Here is a 16,734-nt window from a genome sequence, read left to right as displayed (position 1 = left end):
CCGGGATGGAGCACGTTCGAGATCTGCGGCTGCTGCCCAAGGCCCACCTGCACCTGCACTTCACCGGGTCGATGCGGCCCGGGACCCTGCTGGAGCTCGCCGACAAGTACGGCGTCCACCTGCCCGAGGCGCTGACCGGGGGCGAGCCGCCCAAGTTGCGGGCGACCGACGAGCGGGGCTGGTTCCGCTTCCAGCGGCTGTACGACATCGCCCGGTCCTGTCTGCGTGAGCCGGAGGACATCCAGCGGCTGGTGCGCGAGACGGCCGAGGAGGACGTGCGGGACGGCTCGGGGTGGCTGGAGATCCAGGTGGACCCGACCTCGTACGCGCCGCGCCTGGGCGGGCTGATCCCGGCGCTGGAGATCATCCTGGACGCCGTGGAGACCGCGTCGAAGGAGACCGGGCTCGGGATGCGGGTGCTGGTGGCCGCGAACCGCATGAAGCACCCCCTGGACGCCCGTACGCTCGCCCGGCTGGCCGTCCGGTACGCGGACCGGGGCGTGATCGGTTTCGGGCTGTCGAACGACGAGCGGCGCGGTATGGCGCGGGACTTCGACCGGGCGTTCGCGATCGCCCGGGAGGGCGGGCTGCTGGCGGCGCCGCACGGGGGCGAGCTGACCGGGCCCGCCTCGGTGCGTGACTGCCTGGACGACCTGCGGGCGGCGCGCATCGGCCACGGGGTGCGGGCGGCGGAGGACCCGAGGCTGCTGCGGCGGCTGGCCGAGAAGGGCGTGACCTGCGAGGTGTGCCCGGCGTCGAACGTGGCGCTGGGCGTGTACGAGAAGCCCGAGGACGTGCCGCTGCGGACGCTGTACGAGGCCGGGGTGCCGATGGCGCTGGGTGCGGACGACCCGCTGCTGTTCGGCTCGCGGCTCGCGGCGCAGTACGAGATCGCGCGCGTGCACCACGGTTTCACGGACCAGGAGCTGGCGGAGCTGGCCCGCCAGTCGGTCCGGGGCTCGGCGGCGCCCGAGGACGTCCGGGCGAAGCTGCTGGCGGGCGTCGACGACTGGCTGGCCGGCTAGGCCGGGGTCGGGCGGGGCCTCAGCCGATGCCTGCCAGCAGGGTGCGGGCGAGGCCGGCGGCGAAGGCGTCCACGTCCTGCGGGGGCTCCTTGCCGACCATCGCGTCGTAGGCGAAGGCGCGCTGGGCGCAGGCGCCGAGGAGCAGGGAGGCCGCCGCGAAGGTGTCGGCGTCGGGGCGGACGCGTCCGGCGTCGCGTTCGACCCGCAGGTAGGCGTCCAGGGCCTCGATGGGCATGTGCGGCCCGGTCCCGAGGTCGCGCATGGCGGCGTCATGGCGGGCCTTGAGCCTGGTCTCGGCGTACAGGGACGCGGCGATCGGGAAGCTCTCGGCGTAGAAGAGGGCCGCCCGGCGGGCGACCTCGGTGAGGTTCTCCTCCACGGTGCGGCTGCCGGGGTCGGCGGCGAGGCGGTGCAGGAGCGGGGCGAGGCGGGGCAGGCGGTGCTGGAGGACGCCGATGAACAGCTCCTCCTTGCTGCCGTAGTACTTGTACAGCGCCGCCTCCGAGCACCGGGCAGCCTTGGCGATCTCCTTGGTGGTGGTGCGGGCCAGGCCGACGCTGAGCCACAGCTCGTGGGCGGCGTCGAGGATGCGTTCCCGGGCGGGCTTGTCGCTTGACGGGTGAGTGGTCACTCACTCACTCTACTGGTGAGTGAGCACTCACCCACCCTTGGAGGGGGCACCATGAAGCTGACCGTGTTCGGGGCGACCGGCGGGATCGGCCAGGAACTTGTCCGGCAGGGCCTGGCGGCGGGTCACCACGTCACGGCGGTGGTGCGCGACCCCGCTCGGCTCACGGTGGCCGACGAGCGCCTGGAGGTGGCCGAGGTGGCCGGGTTCGACGACGCCGCGTCGCTGCGGGCGGCGGTCGCGGGGCGCCACGCGGTGCTGTCCGGGCTGGGGCCGCGCACGCGCAAGCAGGTCGGGGTCGCGTCGGCCCTGACGCGTCCCGTTCTGCGGGCGCTGGAGGCGGAGGGGACGCGGCGGTTCCTCGCGGTGAGCGCGGCACCGCTCGGCCCGGTGCCGGCGGACGAGACGCTCTTCCTGCGGCTCCTGACCCCGGTCGTCTCCCGTGTGCTGAGCGCCCACTACGACGATCTGCGGCTCATGGAGGACGAGATGCGCCGCAGCGCGACGGACTGGACGGCGGTACGGCCGCCGCAGCTCCTCGACAGGCCCGTGACGGGCCGGTACCGCACGGCGGTGGGCACGGGCCTGCGGGGCGGCGCCAGGATCGCGCGGGCGGACGTGGCGCACGCGATGCTGGCGATGATCGACGACACGGCCACCGTGAAGCAGCCGGTGGCCGTCGCGTACTGATCCGCCGCGGTCCGACCGTCAGAGGCTGACGCCGACCGTCACCGGCTCGTTGACCAGCGTGACGCCGAAGGCGTCCCGTACGCCCTCGACGACCTCGCGGGCCAGGGCCAGCAGGTCCTCGGTCGTGGCCTCGCCCCGGTTGGTGAGGGCGAGGGTGTGCTTGGTGGAGATCCGGGCGGGGCCGCTGCCGTACCCCTTGGTGAAGCCCGCCTTGTCGATCAGCCAGGCCGCCGAGGTCTTCACCCGGCCGTCCTCACCGGCCGGGAAGGCGGGCGGGGTGACGTCGGGGCCGAGCCGGTCGCGGACGCGGCCGAGGAACTCCTCGTACTGCTCACGCTCCAGGATCGGGTTGGTGAAGAACGAGCCGGCCGACCAGGTGTCGTGGTCCTCCGGGTCCAGGACCATGCCCTTGCCCGCCCGCAGCCCGAGCACCGTCTCACGGGCCAGCGCGGCGGGAACGCGGTCGCCCGGTTCGACGCCCAGCACGCGCGCCGTCTCGGCGTACTTGATGGGCGCGCTCAGGCCCTGCGCGTCCTCCAGCTCGAAGCGGACGCGCAGCACCACGAACCGGTCGGGGTCGGCCTTGAAGCGGCTGTGGCGGTACGAGAAGTCGCACGCGGCGTTCGGAATGGTCACCGTCTCGCCCGCCCGGCGGTCGTACGCCACGACCTCCGTGATGGTGGCCGAGACCTCCTGGCCGTACGCCCCCACGTTCTGGATCGGGGTGGCGCCCGCCGAGCCGGGGATGCCGGCCAGGCACTCGATGCCGGCCAGCCCGGCCTCCACCGTGCGGGCCACGGCGTCCGTCCACACCTCGCCCGCCGCCAGCTCCAGCCGGGTGCCGTCCAGGGCGAAGCCCCGGGTGGCGATGCGCAGGGCGGTGCCGTCGAAGCCCTTGTCCCCGATGACCAGGTTTGACCCGCCGCCGATGACGAGCAGCGGCGTCCCGGTCTCGTCCGCCTCGCGCACGGCGGCGACGACCTCGTCGTCCGTCGTGGCCGTCACGAGCCGGGTGGCCGGGCCACCGAGCCGGAAGGTGGTCAGCGGGGCGAGGGGAGCGTCATGGATTTCCTGCACGCGCCCAAGACTACGGTGCGCCACCGACAGCCCCCGGCGGCGCCTCCGGCCTCCGGCGCCCCCGTTCCGCGGGCCGGAGCACGCGTCGGGCGCCGCGCGAGCGGTGTGCCGCGCGGCGCCCAGGCGCGTCGGGGGAGCGTTACGCGAGCCGCACCACGGCCCGGGACATGCCGAGCACCTTCTGGCCGGCGCTCATGGCGGTCAGGTCCACGCGCACGCGGTTGTCGTCCAGCTTGGCGGCGACCTTGCCGCTGACCTCGATCAGGGCGCCGGTCTCGTCGTTCGGCACGACGACCGGCTTGGTGAAGCGCACCCCGTACTCCTCCACCGCGCCAGGGTCGCCGATCCAGTCGGTCACCACCCGGATCGCCTCGGCCATCGTGAACATGCCGTGCGCGATGACGTCCGGCAGCCCGACCTCCTTGGCGAACTTCTCGTTCCAGTGGATCGGGTTGAAGTCGCCCGAGGCACCCGCGTACCGCACCAGCGTGGCGCGCGTCACGGGGAAGCTCTGCGCCGGCAGCTCGGTGCCGACCTCGACCTCGTCGAATGCGATCTTCGCGGTCATCGCCTCACGCCTCCTCTGCCGCCGCACGGGCCACGAGCTTCGTCCACGCGGTCACCACGTGCTCACCGGCCTCGTCGTGGACCTCGCCGCGGACGTCGAGAATGTCATTGCCGGCCATCGACTTGATCGCCTCGATGGTCGAGGTCACCGTGAGCCGGTCCCCCGCCCGTACCGGCCGGGTGTACGCGAACTTCTGGTCGCCGTGCACCACGCGGCTGTAGTCCAGCCCGAGCTGCGGGTCGGCGATCACCTCGCCGGCGGCCTTGAACGTGATGGCGAACACAAAGGTCGGCGGCGCGATCACGTCCGGGTGGCCGAGCGCCTTGGCGGCCTCCGTGTCGGTGTACACGGGATTCGCGTCCCCGACCGCCTCGGCGAATTCGCGGATCTTTTCCCGGCCGACCTCGTACGGCGCGGTGGGCGGATAGGTCCGCCCCACGAAGGACTGGTCGAGCGCCATGGACTCGCTACCTCCTGGTCAGTCTTCCAACAAACGACACGAGGCCGTCCCCTGACGGGGACGGCCTCGTGTACGAGCCTGTTTCAGCGCGTTTCGCGGTGCGCGGTGTGCGCGTTGCAGCGCGGGCAGTGCTTCTTCATCTCAAGACGGTCCGGGTTGTTGCGCCGGTTCTTCTTGGTGATGTAGTTCCGCTCCTTGCACTCCACGCAGGCCAGCGTGATCTTCGGGCGGACGTCGGTGGCAGCCACGTGAGTGCTCCTATGACGGACGGATGGACGGATGAACGCAAGAAAGAGTAGCCGATCGAAGGACCGACCCTACAATCGGCTACACTAAGTAAGTAGCGGTGACCGGACTTGAACCGGTGACACAGCGATTATGAGCCGCTTGCTCTACCGACTGAGCTACACCGCTGTGATGCTGGATCCCCTCGCCCGAAGGCGAGGATCACCGAACACCAGAGCCCCAATACGGAATCGAACCGTAGACCTTCTCCTTACCATGGAGACGCTCTGCCGACTGAGCTATTGGGGCGAGCGATGAAGACATTACACGGTCGGCCGCCGTTCGCCCAAATCCGATTCGCGGCCCCTGCCCCCGCCCGCGTACCGGCCCCGGCTCCCCCGTCTCGTGGGCCACTCGTGACCCACGCCGGTACGACTATTGCGCTCCTCCTCGAAGCCCCGTCGTACGGCCCCTAGGCTCGGTTCACGCTGCGTGATCTTCCGTACGCCCGTGCGTACGGCTCCCCGCCACGGGTCACGCCCGATCCACCGAGCCGGTCCCCCCAGCCGGCCGCCGCAACCGACCGCCGACGTACGTACCCCTCCGAACCACCGAGCCACCGAGCCCGCCAGGAGCCCGATGTCCTCCGACAGCCAGCAGCCGCAGCCACCCGAGGGCGCCACCGCCGACACCACCACGCTGCTGCTGTGCGGCGCCCGCCTCACCGACGGCCGGACCGTCGACGTACGGCTCAGCGGCGGGCGCATCGAAGCCGTCGGCACCGCGGGCAGCCTGCCCACCCACGGCGCCCGCGTCGACCTGGCCGGCTACCTGCTGCTGCCCGCCCCCGCCGAACCGCACGGCCACGCCGACACCGCCCTCAGCGCCGACTGCCCCGGCCCCGTGTCGTACGCCACCGAGGAGGTCCAGCGCCGCGCCACCGAGGCCGCGCTGCTCCAGCTCGGGCACGGCTCCACCGCACTGCGGGCCCATGTGCGCATCGGCGACGTCCAGGGTCTGGGCCCCCTGGAGGCGGTCCTCCAGGCCCGGCGCTCCCTGCGGGGGCTGGCCGACCTGACGACGGTCGCCGTGCCCCGGCTGCTGACCGGCGTGGCCGGAGCGGACGGGCTCGCCATGCTGCGCGACGCGCTGAAGATGGGCGCCGGTGTCGTGGGCGGGTGCCCCGACCTGGACCCCGACCCGGCCGGGTACGCGGAGGCCGTGCTGGAGGTGGCGGCCGAGCACGGCTGCCCGGTGGACCTGCACACGGACGGTGACGATCCGGCGCGCCTCGCCCGGTTGGCGGCCATGGTGGGCGGGCTGCGGCCGGGGGTCACCATCGGGCCCTGTGGCGCGCTGGGGCGGCTTCCGGAGGACGTGGCGGGCCGCGCGGCCGACCAGCTCGCGGCGGCCGGGGTGACGGTCGTGTGCCTGCCGCAGGGCGGCTGCGGCGGCTCGGCGGTTCGGGAGGTGGCACCCGTACGGCTGCTGCGGGCGGCGGGGGTGCGGGTCGCGGCCGGGAGCGGGGCGCTGCGGGACGTGGCCAACCCGGTGGGCCGGGGCGACCCCCTGGAGGCGGCGTACCTGCTGGCCTCCCGGGGCGGGCTGCGGCCGGTGGAGGCGTACGGCGCGGTGAGCGGGGCCGCTCGGGAGGCGATGGGCCTGCCCGCCGTGCGGGTGGAGGCGGGGTTTCCGGCGGAACTGCTGGCGGTGCGCGGGGAACGGCTGTCGGGCGTGCTGTCGCTGGCGTACAGCAGGATCGTGGTGCACCGCGGCCGGGTGGTGGCGCGGACGAGCGCGGTGCGGGAGTACTGCGACTCGGCGGCGGCGCTCGAACTGCCGCGCCAGGGGCGGCCGGACGCCCGTCCGTGAGCGTTTTCGCCGATTGGGTCGTACGGTCGAGAGCATGCGCATTGTCATCGCTGGAGGACACGGTCAGATCGCCCTGCGGCTGGAGCGGCTGCTCTCGGCGGGCGGGCACGAGGTCGCGGGCATCATCCGCAATCCGGAACAGGCGGACGCGCTGCGCGAGGCGGGTGCCGAACCGGTCGTGATGGACCTGGAGTCGGCGACCGTGGAGATGGTCGCGGCCGTACTGGCGGGGGCGGACGCGGTCGTCTTCGCGGCGGGGGCCGGGCCGGGCAGCGGTGCGGAGCGCAAGGCCACCGTGGACCGGGGCGCGGCGGTGCTCTGCGCGGACGCGGCGGAGCGGGCGGGCGTACGGCGTTACGTGGTGGTGTCGTCGATGGGCGCCGATCCGGACCGGCCGGGCGACGAGGTCTTCGACGCGTACCTGCGGGCCAAGGGCGCGGCGGACGACTACGTACGGGCCAAGCGGGGCCTGGACTGGACGATCCTGAAGCCCGGCATGCTGACGAACGACGCCGGCACCGGGCTGGTGCGGCTGGAGGCGTCCACCGGGCGGGGACCGGTGGCGCGTGACGACGTGGCGGCGGTGCTGGCCGAACTGGTGGAGACGCCGGCGACGGCCGGGCTGACGCTGGAGCTGGTCGGCGGTTCGGTGCCGGTGGCGGTGGCGGTGAAGGCCGTCGCGGGCGAGTGATGTTCCCCGAACCGGTCGTGGTGGAACGCGCGGAGCAGCCGTACGTCTTCATGCGGCGCTCCGTGACGATGCGGGGTTTCGCGGAGGTCGCCGACCGGTTGCCCGAGCTCGTGGGGTGGGTGATGGCGCGGGGCATCGAGATGGCGGACGCGCCGTTCTTCCGGTTCAACACCGTGGACATGGAAGGCGAGTCGGAGGTGGAGGCGGGCATTCCGGTCCCTCACGGCTCGCTGCCGGAGCCGGAGGGCGACATCGGCGTGGCGATGCTGCCGGCCGGCCGGTACGCGACGCTCACCCATGTCGGCCACCCCGACCGACTGCTCGAGGCCGCCGCGACGCTGCGGGAGTGGGCGGACGGACGGGGCCTGGAGTGGGACATGCGGGAGGTGGACGGCGTCGAGCGGTGGGGCTGCCGCATCGAGTCCTACCGCACGGACCCGCGCGTGGAGCCGGACCCGTCCCGGTGGGAGACGGAACTGGCCTTCCGCCTCGCCGGCTGAGCGGCCTTTTCCGGACGCCCGCACGGGGCCGTACGCGCACAGGCGCGCAGCCGTTACGCGGAACCCGCGCACCGCCTCACGCGCGCGTGCGCACCGCCGTACGCAAACGGCCCCTGATCGCGTTTCCGCAGATCAGGGGCCGTTCATCGCGTGGCGGCGCCAGGATTCGAACCTGGGTAGGCTAAGCCGACGGATTTACAGTCCGCTCCCATTGGCCACTCGGGCACACCGCCATGGGATGTCGCCGCGAGGGTGACCGCTTTTCGGCGGTGCTCCCCGGCAACGACGTAAACGATACCTGATGTCCGGGGGTGCTTCGCCACCGGATTGATCAGCGCCCGTGGCGAGTGGGATGGCTAGGCTTTGCCGTGGCGGCCGGGGGACCCCGGCCGTGCCTCTAGGCAACCTCTACGCACGCGACCCAAGGAGCCACAGGACATGGCCGACTCCAGTTTCGACATCGTCTCGAAGGTCGAGCGGCAGGAGGTCGACAACGCCCTCAACCAGGCGGCGAAGGAGATCTCGCAGCGCTACGACTTCAAGAACGTCGGGGCCTCCATCACCTGGTCCGGCGAGAAGATCCTGATGCAGGCGAACTCCGAGGAGCGGGTCAACGCCATCCTCGACGTGTTCCAGTCCAAGCTGATCAAGCGCGGCATCTCGCTGAAGGCGCTGGACGCCGGTGAGCCGCAGCTCTCCGGCAAGGAGTACAAGATCTTCGCCTCCATCGAGGAGGGCATCTCCCAGGACAACGCCAAGAAGGTGGCGAAGATCATCCGCGACCAGGGCCCCAAGGGTGTCAAGGCGCAGGTGCAGGGCGACGAGCTGCGGGTCAGCTCCAAGAGCCGGGACGACCTCCAGGCCGTAATCGCGCTGCTGAAGGGGCAGGACTTCGACTTCGCCCTCCAGTTCGTGAACTACCGGTAGACCGCGCACCGGCTGTGCCGGTGGACCGGGCGGTTCGGGGGCGGACACGGCATGACCGGTCCGCCCCCGCCCTGTGTGCGCGGCCGGGCCTCGGGGCCCCGGGATCGTCGTGTCCGAAAACCGCCAGCCTCCCTGGCGGCACGGACGCAGACTGGGTGGGGACCGAGGAAGGGAACGGATCATGACGGTGTACGCGCACGTCGACGGCCCGCTGGGCGAGATGCTGCTGGTCGGTGAGGCGGCCGCGGACGGCCGGACCGCTCTCGCCTCGCTCTCCCTGCCGGGGCAGAAGGGCGGCGTGACCGTCCGGGACGGGTGGCGGCACGCGCCGGAGGCGTTCGAGGACGTCGCGGAGCAGCTCCGGGAGTACTTCGCGGGCGGGCTCACGCGCTTCGAGATCGCGTACACCGACGCCGGCACCGACTTCCAGCGCCGGGTGTGGCGGGCCCTGGAGGACATCCCGTACGGCACCACCGTGTCGTACGGGGAGATCGCGGCACGGGTCGGTTCGCCGGGTGCCGGGGTACGGGCGGTGGGGACCGCGATCGGCCGCAACCCGCTGCTGGTGGTGCGGCCGTGTCACCGGGTGATCGGTGCCGACGGGGCGCTGCGGGGGTACGCGGGCGGGCTGGAGCGCAAGGAGCGGCTGCTGGGGCTGGAAGGCGCGCTCGTACGGTGAGCGAGGGGCTGTTCCCGGTGCGCCGGGAGCGGGCGGAGGTCGCCCCCGGCGCGGTGCACGTGCCGGGGTGGCTGCCGGTGGAGCGGCAGCGGGAACTGGTCGGGGCGTGCCGGGAGTGGGCGCGTGGTCCGGTGCCGATGCGGCACACGGTGCTGCCGGGCGGTGGGGTGATGTCGGTGCGGACGGTGTGCCTCGGATGGCACTGGCAGCCGTACCGGTACACGCGGACGGCCGGCGACGTGAACGGCGCCCGGGTGGCTCCTTTCCCAGACTGGCTGGCGGACTTGGGGCGTGAGGCGCTGACGGCGGCGTACGGGGACGCGTACGGGACGGCGTACGCTCCGGACACCGCGCTGATCAACTTCTATGACGGGGCGGCCCGTATGGGCATGCACCAGGACAGGGAGGAGCGGTCCTCCGCCCCGGTGGTGTCCCTGAGCATCGGGGACACCTGCGTCTTCCGGTTCGGGAACACCGAGACGCGGGGCCGCCCGTACACGGACGTGGAGCTGGAGTCCGGCGACCTGTTCGTCTTCGGCGGCGCGTCACGCTTCGCGTACCACGGGGTGCCGAAGGTCCGGGCGGGCACGGCCGACGCGGCGGTGGGGCTGGGCTCGGGCCGGCTGAACATCACGCTGCGGGAGACGGGCCTGACCGGCTAGCGCAGGCGTTCAGCGCGAACGCGAGTGGCCGAACAGAATGCGGTAGGCGATCAGCAGCACCAGCGAACCGCCGATGGCGGCGAGCCACGTCGGCCCGTCGTAGAACTGGTTGCTGATCGGCCGGTCCAGGAAGCGTGCCGAGATCCAGCCACCGACGAAGGCGCCCGCGATGCCGATGAGCGTCGTGCCGACCAGCCCACCGGGGTCCCGGCCCGGGAGGAGGACCTTGGCTATGACGCCGGCCAGCAGTCCCAGGATGATCCAGCTCAGGACGTCCATGCCGTGAACCTGCCTTTCGTGCGGTGTTGCCCGGGAGGACGCCCGGGGTCCGGAGGGTGGTTGCGCGGATCAGTAGGGTGCGGCGCATGACACAGGAACTGCGGCGGTCACTGGGCGTCTTCGACGCGGTCGTCATCGGACTCGGATCAATGATCGGCGCCGGCATCTTCGTGGCGCTCGGCCCGGCGGCCGGCGCGGCCGGCAGCGGGCTGCTGCTGGGGCTGGCACTGGCCGGGGCCGTGGCGTACTGCAACGCGATGGCGTCGGCGCGGCTGGCCGCCCGCTATCCGGCGTCCGGCGGAACGTATGTGTACGGGCGTGAACGGCTCGGTCCTTTCTGGGGTTACCTGGCGGGCTGGGCGTTCGTGGTCGGCAAGACCGCCTCGTGCGCGGCGATGGCGCTGGCCGTCGGCACGTACGCGTGGCCGGAGCAGGCGCACGCGGTGGCGGTCGCGGCGGTCGTGATGCTGACTGCCGTGAACTACCGGGGCGTTCAGAAGTCGGCGCTGGTCACACGCGTCATCGTGGCGGTGGTGCTGGCGGTCCTGGCGGCGGTGGTCGTCTCCTGTCTCGGGTCGGGCGCGGCGGACGCCGGACGGCTGGAGCCGGGTGCGGACGTGTCGGCGGGCGGGGTGCTCCAGGCGGCGGGCCTGCTGTTCTTCGCGTTCGCCGGGTACGCCCGGATCGCCACGCTGGGCGAGGAGGTGCGGGACCCGGCACGGACCATTCCGCGGGCGGTGCCGCTGGCGCTGGGGATCGTGCTGGTCGTGTACGCGGCGGTGGCGGTCTCCGTCCTGTCGGTGCTGGGCGCGCGGGAGTTGGCCGGCTCGGCCGCTCCGCTCGCCGACGCGGCGCGGGCGGGGGGTGCGGACTGGCTGGTGCCGGTCGTGCGCGTGGGCGCGGCGGTGGCCGCGCTCGGTTCGCTGCTGGCGCTGATCCTCGGGGTGTCCCGTACGACGCTGGCGATGGCGCGCGACGGTCACCTGCCGCGCACCCTCGCCGCCGTGCACCCGCGCTTCCAGGTGCCGCACCACGCGGAGCTGGCGGTGGGGCTGGTCGTGGCGGTGGTGGCGGCGACGGCGGACGTGCGCGGGGCGATCGGCTTCTCGTCGTTCGGGGTGCTGGTGTACTACGCGGTCGCCAACGCCTCGGCGTGGACGCTCGGTTCGGGGCGCGTCCTCGCGGTGGGCGGGCTGGCAGGCTGCCTGGCGCTCGCCTTCGCCCTGCCCCTGTCGTCGGTCCTGGCGGGCACGGCGGTCCTGGCGGCGGGCGCGGTGCTGTACGCGGTACGGCGCGGCTAGCGGCGCCGTACCCCGTCATATTCGGGCGTGGTCCCGCCCCGCTCCGCCGGTCCGCACCCGCTGGTCGTCGGTCATGTGTTCATGGTGCACCACGCCACTGACAATCACGCGAGGGCGGCCCCGGCACCGGTCAACCGGCCGCGCGGCGACCGGAAGCGGGGCGGTGACTCACCGGGTGGCGAAGGGCCGGTCGCTGGGGACGATCTCCTTGCCCAGCGGCAGCAGGGAGACGGGAAGGAGCTTGAAGTTCGCGATGCCCAGCGGGATGCCGATGATCGTGACGCACAGGGCGATGCCCGTGAGGATGTGTCCGAGCGCCAGCCACCAGCCGGCGAGGACCAGCCACAGCACGTTGCCGATGCAGGACGCGGCGCCCGCGTCACGGCGGTCCACGACGGTCTGGCCGAAGGGCCACAGGGCGTAGACGCCGATGCGGAAGGCGGCGAGGCCGAAGGGGATGCCGATGACGGTGATGCAGAGCAGCAGGCCCGCGACCATGTAGCCGAGGAACAACCAGAAGCCGCCGAAGATCAGCCATATCAGGTTGAGGATTGCTTTCATGGGCGGCGACCTGCCATCTGTTCGAGTCGGGCGATGCGTTCCGCCATCGGCGGGTGTGTCGAGAACATCTTGGCGAACCCCTGGCCGGGGCGGAACGGGTTCGCGATCATCATGTGGCTCGCGGTCTCGATGCGGGGCTCCGGCGGCAGCGGGAGCCTCTTGGTGCCCGCCTCCAGCTTGCGCAGGGCGCTGGCGAGGGCGAGTGGGTCCCCGGTGAGCTGCGCGCCGGAGGCGTCCGCCTCGTACTCCCGGGAGCGGCTGATGGCCAACTGGATCACGGACGCGGCGAGCGGGCCGAGCAGCATGGTCAACAGCATGCCGATCAGGCCGGGACCGTCGTCGTCGTCGGAGCGGCCGACCGGGATCAGCCAGGCGAAGTTCACCAGGAACATGATCACCGAGGCGAGTGCTCCGGCGACCGACGAGATCAGGATGTCGCGGTTGTAGACGTGGCTCAGCTCGTGGCCGATGACCCCGCGCAGCTCGCGCTCGTCGAGGATCTGGAGGATGCCCTCGGTGCAGCAGACCGCCGCGTTGCGGGGGTTGCGGCCGGTCGCGAAGGCGTTGGGGGCCTGGGTCGGCGAGATGTACAGGCGGGGCATCGGCTGGCGGGCCTGGGTGGAGAGCTCCCGGACCATCCGGTACAGCTCCGGCGCCTGGAATTCGCTCACGGGGCGGGCCCGCATGGCGCGCAGCGCGAGCTTGTCGCTGTTCCAGTACGCGTACGCGTTGGTGCCGAGGGCCACGAGGAGCGCGACGACGAGGCCCGTACGGCCGAAGAAGCTGCCGATCAGGATGATGAGTGCGGACAGTCCCCCGAGGAGTACGGCGGTCTTCAGCCCGTTGTGCCGGCGGTGCACGGTACGCCCTCCAAGTGGTGCGGCAGGGGAACCCTTTGCCTGGTGCTGGTCCACTGTTCAGTGGACCCTCCCGTACTGGTCAACGCCACGCGGGCATGGCGGGTTCCCCGGTGCTCCGGGGGCGGGGTGTGGGCCGTTCGGGTGACTCAGCGCGGCGCGGGCAGCCCGGCCTTCTGGAGGGCCTCGGGCACCGGTTCGACCTCGCTGGTGCAGTGCCCGCAGCGGCTGGCGACGGCGGGGATCTCGGTGAAGCAGCGCGGGCAGTCGCGCATGGCCGCCTTGATGTCGAAGGGCTCGTCGCGCTTGAAGCGGGTCTGGATCTTCATCATCGGGAGGACGACGCAGAAGTAGAGCACCGCCGCGGTGATCATGAACGCCAGGGCGGCGCTGATGAACAGGCCGTAGGGGAACTTGGCGTCCCTGACCGTGAAGTAGGAGTGGCTGAAGTCTCCGACGGTGCCTGTCGCCAGGCCGATGAGCGGGGTGATGAAGGCGTTGCTGAACGCCGTGACGACCGCCGTGAAGGCCGCGCCGACGGCCAGGCCGATCGCCATGGAGATGACGTTTCCACGGAGGAGGAAGTCCTTGAAACCGTTCAGCACGGCCGTGCTCCTGGAGAGTGCGTAGGGCTGTGGGGGTCAGAAGAGGCTGTCGGCGGCGAAGCGCAGCACCAACTGGGGGTAGCCCGACAGCACCACGCCGGCGACGGCCGTCACGGCGATGGCCACGGTGACGGGCGCGGGGGCGGGCTGTCTCGTGGGGGCGCCCTCGGCGGGGCGGAACAGCACCGCGGTCCACTGCAAGTAGTAGTAGAGGGCGATGACGACGTTGACGCCCATGACGACGGCGAGCCATCCCAGGCCCGCGTCGACGGCCGCCGAGAAGACCGTGACCTTGGCGAAGAGACCGATGATGCCCGGCGGCAGGCCGGCCAGGCACAGCAGGAAGAAGCCCATGACGAGCGCGGCGCCGGGCCGGCTGGTGTACAGGCCGCGATAGTCGGAGATCCGGTTCAGCGGGTACGTGCGGGCGACCAGCGCGGCCACGGCGAAGGCGCCGAGGTTCACGACGGCGTACATCAGGGCGTACGCGACGGTGGCACCGATCTGGTCGTCACCGGAGTAGGCGGCGGCCGCGATCGGCACCAGGAGGTAGCCCGCCTGCGCCACCGAGGACCAGGCCAGCAGCCGTACCGCGCTCCACGCGCGCGTGGGGGCCTGCCGGAGGGCGGCCACGTTGCCGACGGTCATGGTGAGCGCGGCGAGGACGGCGAGGGCGGGGCCCCACACGTCCGCGTACGTCGGGAAGGCGACGACGGTCACCAGGACCAGGCCGGTGAAGCCGACCGCCTTGCCGACGACGGAGAGGTAGGCGGCGATGGGCAGGGGCGCCCCGACGTAGGTGTCGGGCACCCAGAAGTGGAACGGCGCGGCGGCGGTCTTGAACGCGAAACCGACGAGGGTGAGCGCGACGCCCGCCTTGGCGAGGGTCTCCAGCCGGGCGGGGACGTCGTCCAGGCTCTGGGCGATCTCCGTGAGGTGGAGGGTGCCGGTCGAGGCGTACACGAAGCTGACGCCGAGCAGCATCACCGCGGTGGCGGTGACGGAGGAGAGGAAGAACTTCAGCGCCGCCTCGCCGGACATGCGGTCGCCGCGCTTGAGGCCGACCAGCGCGAAGGCGGGCAGGGAGGCGACCTCCAGGGCCACGACGAGCGTCGCCAGGTCCCGGGAGGCGGGCAGCAGCGCCGCACCGGCGGCCGAGGAGAGCAGCAGGAACCAGAATTCTCCGGCGGGGAGCCTCTCCTTGGTGTCGTGGAGCGACAGCAGGGCCGTCAGGAGCGCTCCGCCCAGCACCAGGAACTGGATGACCAGCGTGAAGTGGTCGGCGGTGTAGCTGCACGCGTCGGGGTCGGTGGTCAGGCAGAAGGTGGTCCGGTCGCCCTTGCGCAGCGGTACGAGCGTGATGATCGAGGCGACGAGGCCGGCGATCGCGCCCCAGCCGAGGAGCTGCTTGCGTTCCTTCGGCACGAACAGGTCGGCGACGAGGACGACCAGGGCGACCACGGCGGCGATGGTCGGCGGCGCGATGGCGGCCCAGTCGACGGACTGGACGAGGTCGCCCGCGCTCGGAGCGCTCGTGGCGGCGAGGGTCACGACTTGCCTCCTGCGAGGAGCTTCTGCACGGCCGGGTCGGTCAGGCCGAGGAGGACAGCGGGCCAGAGGCCGGCGACGACGGTGAGGACGGCCAGCGGCGACCAGGCCACGACCTCGTACGCCCGGACGTCGTCGAGCGGCGGATGCCCGGCGGCCGGAGGGGTGCCCATGCACACGCGCCGGACGACGACGAGGAGGTACGCGGCGGTGAGCAGGGTGCCGAACGCGCCGGCGGCCATGAAGGTGAGGAACGCGGGGCGGCTGAGGCCCTCGGCCGGCTGGAACGCACCGAACAGCGCGAGCATCTCGCCCCAGAAGCCGGCGAGGCCCGGCAGTCCGAGCGAGGCGACGGCGGCGAAGGCGAGGAGGCCGCCGAGGCGGGGTGCGCGGCCGTAGAGCGCGGCGCCGGTGGCCCCGGCGAGGGTGTCGAGGTCGGCCGTGCCGTACCGGTCCTTGATGGCGCCGACCAGGAAGAACAGCAGGCCGGTGATGAGGCCGTGGGCGATGTTCGCGAAGAGCGCGCCGTTGACGCCGGTGGGCGTCATGGTCGCGATGCCCAGCAGGACGAAGCCCATGTGGCCCACGGAAGAGTAGGCGATCAGGCGCTTGAGGTCGCCCTTCGCGCCGGTGCGGGCGAGGGAGAGGCAGGCGAGCGATCCGTAGATGATGCCGGCGGCCGCGAACGCGGCGAGGTAGGGCGCGAGGACGTGCATGCCGTCGGGGGTGATCGGCAGGGCGATCCGGACGAATCCGTACGTACCCATCTTCAGCAGGACGCCGGCGAGGAGCACCGAGCCGACGGTCGGTGCGGCGGTGTGGGCGTCCGGCAGCCAACTGTGCAGCGGCCACATCGGAGTCTTCACCGCGAGGCCGATCCCGATCGCCAGAACGGCGATGACCTGCACGGATGTGGTGATGTCACGGCCGTTGTCAGTGGCGAGTGCCACCATGTCGAACGTGCCGGCCTTCAGCCCGACGAGCAGCAGGCCGAGCAGCATGACGACCGAACCGAGCAGCGTGTACAGGATGAACCGCCAGGCGGCCTGCTGGCGCTCCTCGCCGCCCCAGCGGGCGATGAGGAAGTACATCGGGATGAGCACCATCTCGAAGGCCAGGAAGAACAGCAGCAGGTCGAGGACGGCGAAGGTCGCCAGCGTGCCGGACTCGAGGACGAGCAGCAGGGCGACGAACGCCCGGGGGGACGGGCCCGCGGGCATGCGGAAGTAGCTGTAGAGCGCGCAGAGGAAGGTCAGCAGCGCGGTCAGGACCAGGAGGGGGAGGGAAATGCCGTCGACGCCGAGGTGGATCCGCACGTCGAGTGCCGGGATCCAGGCGATGTCCGTGGTGGCCTGCATCCTCGACGACTGGTCGTGGTCGAAGCCGAGCGTGAGGACGACCGCGGCGGCGAGGATCGCTCCGGTCACGGTCACCCCGTGGCGCAGCACGGCTTGGTCGGGGGACTTCCCCTTCAGTCCGGGCGGGGCCGGGAGGAGGGCCGCCGCGGCGCCGATGAGCGGGCCGACGACGATGAACGCGAGAAGGAACTGCATCACGGATTCGCTGATATCGATCACGG

General features: G+C 72.2%; 20 protein-coding genes and 3 tRNA genes. 9 read left to right on the top strand and 14 right to left on the bottom strand.

Annotation, left to right across the window (positions count from 1 at the left end):
• Positions 1–5: 5 nt before the first annotated feature.
• Positions 6–1,025 carry an adenosine deaminase gene (locus tag E2B92_RS25130; RefSeq protein ID WP_126885174.1) on the top strand — a complete coding sequence of 340 codons (1,020 nt, stop codon included), beginning with the start codon at positions 6–8 and terminating at the stop codon, positions 1,023–1,025.
• Positions 1,026–1,044: 19 nt separating this feature from the next.
• Here the strand turns inward: E2B92_RS25130 and E2B92_RS25125 are convergent, their stop codons facing one another.
• The gene (locus tag E2B92_RS25125; RefSeq protein WP_126885173.1) at positions 1,045–1,656 is read right to left on the bottom strand and encodes a TetR/AcrR family transcriptional regulator; all 612 of its coding nucleotides are present in this window, start codon (positions 1,654–1,656) and stop codon (positions 1,045–1,047) included.
• A gap of 51 nt (positions 1,657–1,707) precedes the next feature.
• Between E2B92_RS25125 and E2B92_RS25120 the strand changes: the two genes are divergently transcribed.
• Positions 1,708–2,343, top strand: a complete 636-nt coding sequence (locus E2B92_RS25120; protein ID WP_126885172.1) for an NAD(P)-dependent oxidoreductase — start codon at positions 1,708–1,710, stop codon at positions 2,341–2,343.
• Positions 2,344–2,361: 18 nt separating this feature from the next.
• Here E2B92_RS25120 and E2B92_RS25115 read toward each other — a convergent pair whose 3' ends face one another.
• The 6 genes from E2B92_RS25115 to E2B92_RS25090 form a co-directional block, all read right to left on the bottom strand.
• Positions 2,362–3,420, bottom strand: a complete 1,059-nt coding sequence (locus E2B92_RS25115) for a UDP-N-acetylmuramate dehydrogenase (protein ID WP_126885171.1) — start codon at positions 3,418–3,420, stop codon at positions 2,362–2,364.
• Positions 3,421–3,559: 139 nt separating this feature from the next.
• Positions 3,560–3,988 carry a MaoC family dehydratase gene (locus tag E2B92_RS25110; protein WP_126885170.1) on the bottom strand — a complete coding sequence of 143 codons (429 nt, stop codon included), beginning with the start codon at positions 3,986–3,988 and terminating at the stop codon, positions 3,560–3,562.
• Between the two features lie 4 nt (positions 3,989–3,992).
• The gene (locus tag E2B92_RS25105) at positions 3,993–4,448 is read right to left on the bottom strand and encodes a MaoC family dehydratase N-terminal domain-containing protein (RefSeq protein WP_126885169.1); all 456 of its coding nucleotides are present in this window, start codon (positions 4,446–4,448) and stop codon (positions 3,993–3,995) included.
• 83 nt (positions 4,449–4,531) lie between these two features.
• A complete protein-coding gene (rpmG, locus tag E2B92_RS25100) occupies positions 4,532–4,696 on the bottom strand; it encodes a 50S ribosomal protein L33 (protein WP_003948671.1) in 165 nt (54 codons plus the stop codon).
• 93 nt (positions 4,697–4,789) lie between these two features.
• Positions 4,790–4,862 (bottom strand) — tRNA-Met (locus E2B92_RS25095).
• 47 nt (positions 4,863–4,909) lie between these two features.
• A tRNA-Thr gene (locus tag E2B92_RS25090) sits at positions 4,910–4,982 on the bottom strand.
• 330 nt (positions 4,983–5,312) lie between these two features.
• On the opposite strand from E2B92_RS25090, the gene E2B92_RS25085 reads away from it, so the two are divergent.
• From E2B92_RS25085 to E2B92_RS25075, 3 genes are read left to right on the top strand one after another with little or no spacing between them, the layout of a single operon-like run.
• Complete coding sequence (locus E2B92_RS25085) at positions 5,313–6,545, top strand: amidohydrolase family protein (protein ID WP_126885168.1); 1,233 nt, start codon at positions 5,313–5,315, stop codon at positions 6,543–6,545.
• Positions 6,546–6,579: 34 nt separating this feature from the next.
• Positions 6,580–7,236: an SDR family oxidoreductase gene (locus tag E2B92_RS25080; RefSeq protein ID WP_126885167.1), complete on the top strand. Its 657-nt coding sequence runs from the start codon at positions 6,580–6,582 to the stop codon at positions 7,234–7,236.
• Entirely contained in the window at positions 7,236–7,736 is a 501-nt protein-coding gene (locus tag E2B92_RS25075) for a GyrI-like domain-containing protein (RefSeq protein WP_126885166.1), read from the top strand. Before E2B92_RS25080 ends, E2B92_RS25075 begins: the two co-directional genes overlap by 1 nt.
• Before the next feature lie 151 nt (positions 7,737–7,887).
• On the opposite strand, the gene E2B92_RS25070 is transcribed toward E2B92_RS25075, so the two are convergent.
• A tRNA-Tyr gene (locus tag E2B92_RS25070) sits at positions 7,888–7,969 on the bottom strand.
• A 205-nt stretch (positions 7,970–8,174) separates the two neighbouring features.
• Here E2B92_RS25070 and E2B92_RS25065 point away from each other — a divergent pair.
• From E2B92_RS25065 to E2B92_RS25055, 3 genes are all read left to right on the top strand, one after another.
• The gene (locus E2B92_RS25065) at positions 8,175–8,663 is read left to right on the top strand and encodes a YajQ family cyclic di-GMP-binding protein (RefSeq protein WP_126885165.1); all 489 of its coding nucleotides are present in this window, start codon (positions 8,175–8,177) and stop codon (positions 8,661–8,663) included.
• Positions 8,664–8,844: 181 nt separating this feature from the next.
• Positions 8,845–9,342 carry a methylated-DNA--[protein]-cysteine S-methyltransferase gene (locus E2B92_RS25060; protein ID WP_126885164.1) on the top strand — a complete coding sequence of 166 codons (498 nt, stop codon included), beginning with the start codon at positions 8,845–8,847 and terminating at the stop codon, positions 9,340–9,342.
• Positions 9,339–10,004: an alpha-ketoglutarate-dependent dioxygenase AlkB family protein gene (locus tag E2B92_RS25055; protein WP_126885163.1), complete on the top strand. Its 666-nt coding sequence runs from the start codon at positions 9,339–9,341 to the stop codon at positions 10,002–10,004. The genes E2B92_RS25060 and E2B92_RS25055 overlap by 4 nt, the downstream gene beginning before the upstream one ends.
• A 9-nt stretch (positions 10,005–10,013) precedes the next feature.
• On the opposite strand, the gene E2B92_RS25050 is transcribed toward E2B92_RS25055, so the two are convergent.
• Entirely contained in the window at positions 10,014–10,283 is a 270-nt protein-coding gene (locus E2B92_RS25050) for a GlsB/YeaQ/YmgE family stress response membrane protein (protein WP_126885162.1), read from the bottom strand.
• 86 nt (positions 10,284–10,369) lie between these two features.
• Here E2B92_RS25050 and E2B92_RS25045 point away from each other — a divergent pair, with 86 nt between their 5' ends.
• Positions 10,370–11,584, top strand: a complete 1,215-nt coding sequence (locus tag E2B92_RS25045) for an APC family permease (RefSeq protein WP_126885161.1) — start codon at positions 10,370–10,372, stop codon at positions 11,582–11,584.
• 168 nt (positions 11,585–11,752) lie between these two features.
• On the opposite strand, the gene E2B92_RS25040 is transcribed toward E2B92_RS25045, so the two are convergent.
• The 5 genes from E2B92_RS25040 to E2B92_RS25020 form a co-directional block, all read right to left on the bottom strand.
• A complete protein-coding gene (locus E2B92_RS25040; protein ID WP_126885160.1) occupies positions 11,753–12,145 on the bottom strand; it encodes a YccF domain-containing protein in 393 nt (130 codons plus the stop codon).
• On the bottom strand, positions 12,142–13,005 hold the full coding sequence (gene htpX / locus E2B92_RS25035) for a zinc metalloprotease HtpX (protein ID WP_126885159.1): 864 nt from the start codon (positions 13,003–13,005) through the stop codon (positions 12,142–12,144). The genes E2B92_RS25040 and htpX overlap by 4 nt, the downstream gene beginning before the upstream one ends.
• 146 nt (positions 13,006–13,151) lie before the next feature.
• Positions 13,152–13,607 (bottom strand): large conductance mechanosensitive channel protein MscL, encoded by a 456-nt coding sequence (gene mscL, locus E2B92_RS25030; protein ID WP_126885158.1) that lies wholly within the window; start codon positions 13,605–13,607, stop codon positions 13,152–13,154.
• A gap of 36 nt (positions 13,608–13,643) precedes the next feature.
• The gene (locus tag E2B92_RS25025; protein WP_126885157.1) at positions 13,644–15,158 is read right to left on the bottom strand and encodes an NADH-quinone oxidoreductase subunit N; all 1,515 of its coding nucleotides are present in this window, start codon (positions 15,156–15,158) and stop codon (positions 13,644–13,646) included.
• Positions 15,155–16,732, bottom strand: coding sequence for an NADH-quinone oxidoreductase subunit M (locus E2B92_RS25020; protein WP_126885156.1), 1,578 nt, complete (start codon positions 16,730–16,732; stop codon positions 15,155–15,157). The genes E2B92_RS25025 and E2B92_RS25020 overlap by 4 nt, the downstream gene beginning before the upstream one ends.
• Between the last annotated feature and the right edge of the window lie 2 nt (positions 16,733–16,734).

Origin of the sequence: Streptomyces sp. WAC05374, from assembly GCF_004353505.1 — a bacterium.
Lineage (GTDB): Bacteria > Actinomycetota > Actinomycetes > Streptomycetales > Streptomycetaceae > Streptomyces.
Note: the sequence above shows the minus strand (reverse complement) of the source record. Positions and strands in the feature narration are given on the sequence as shown.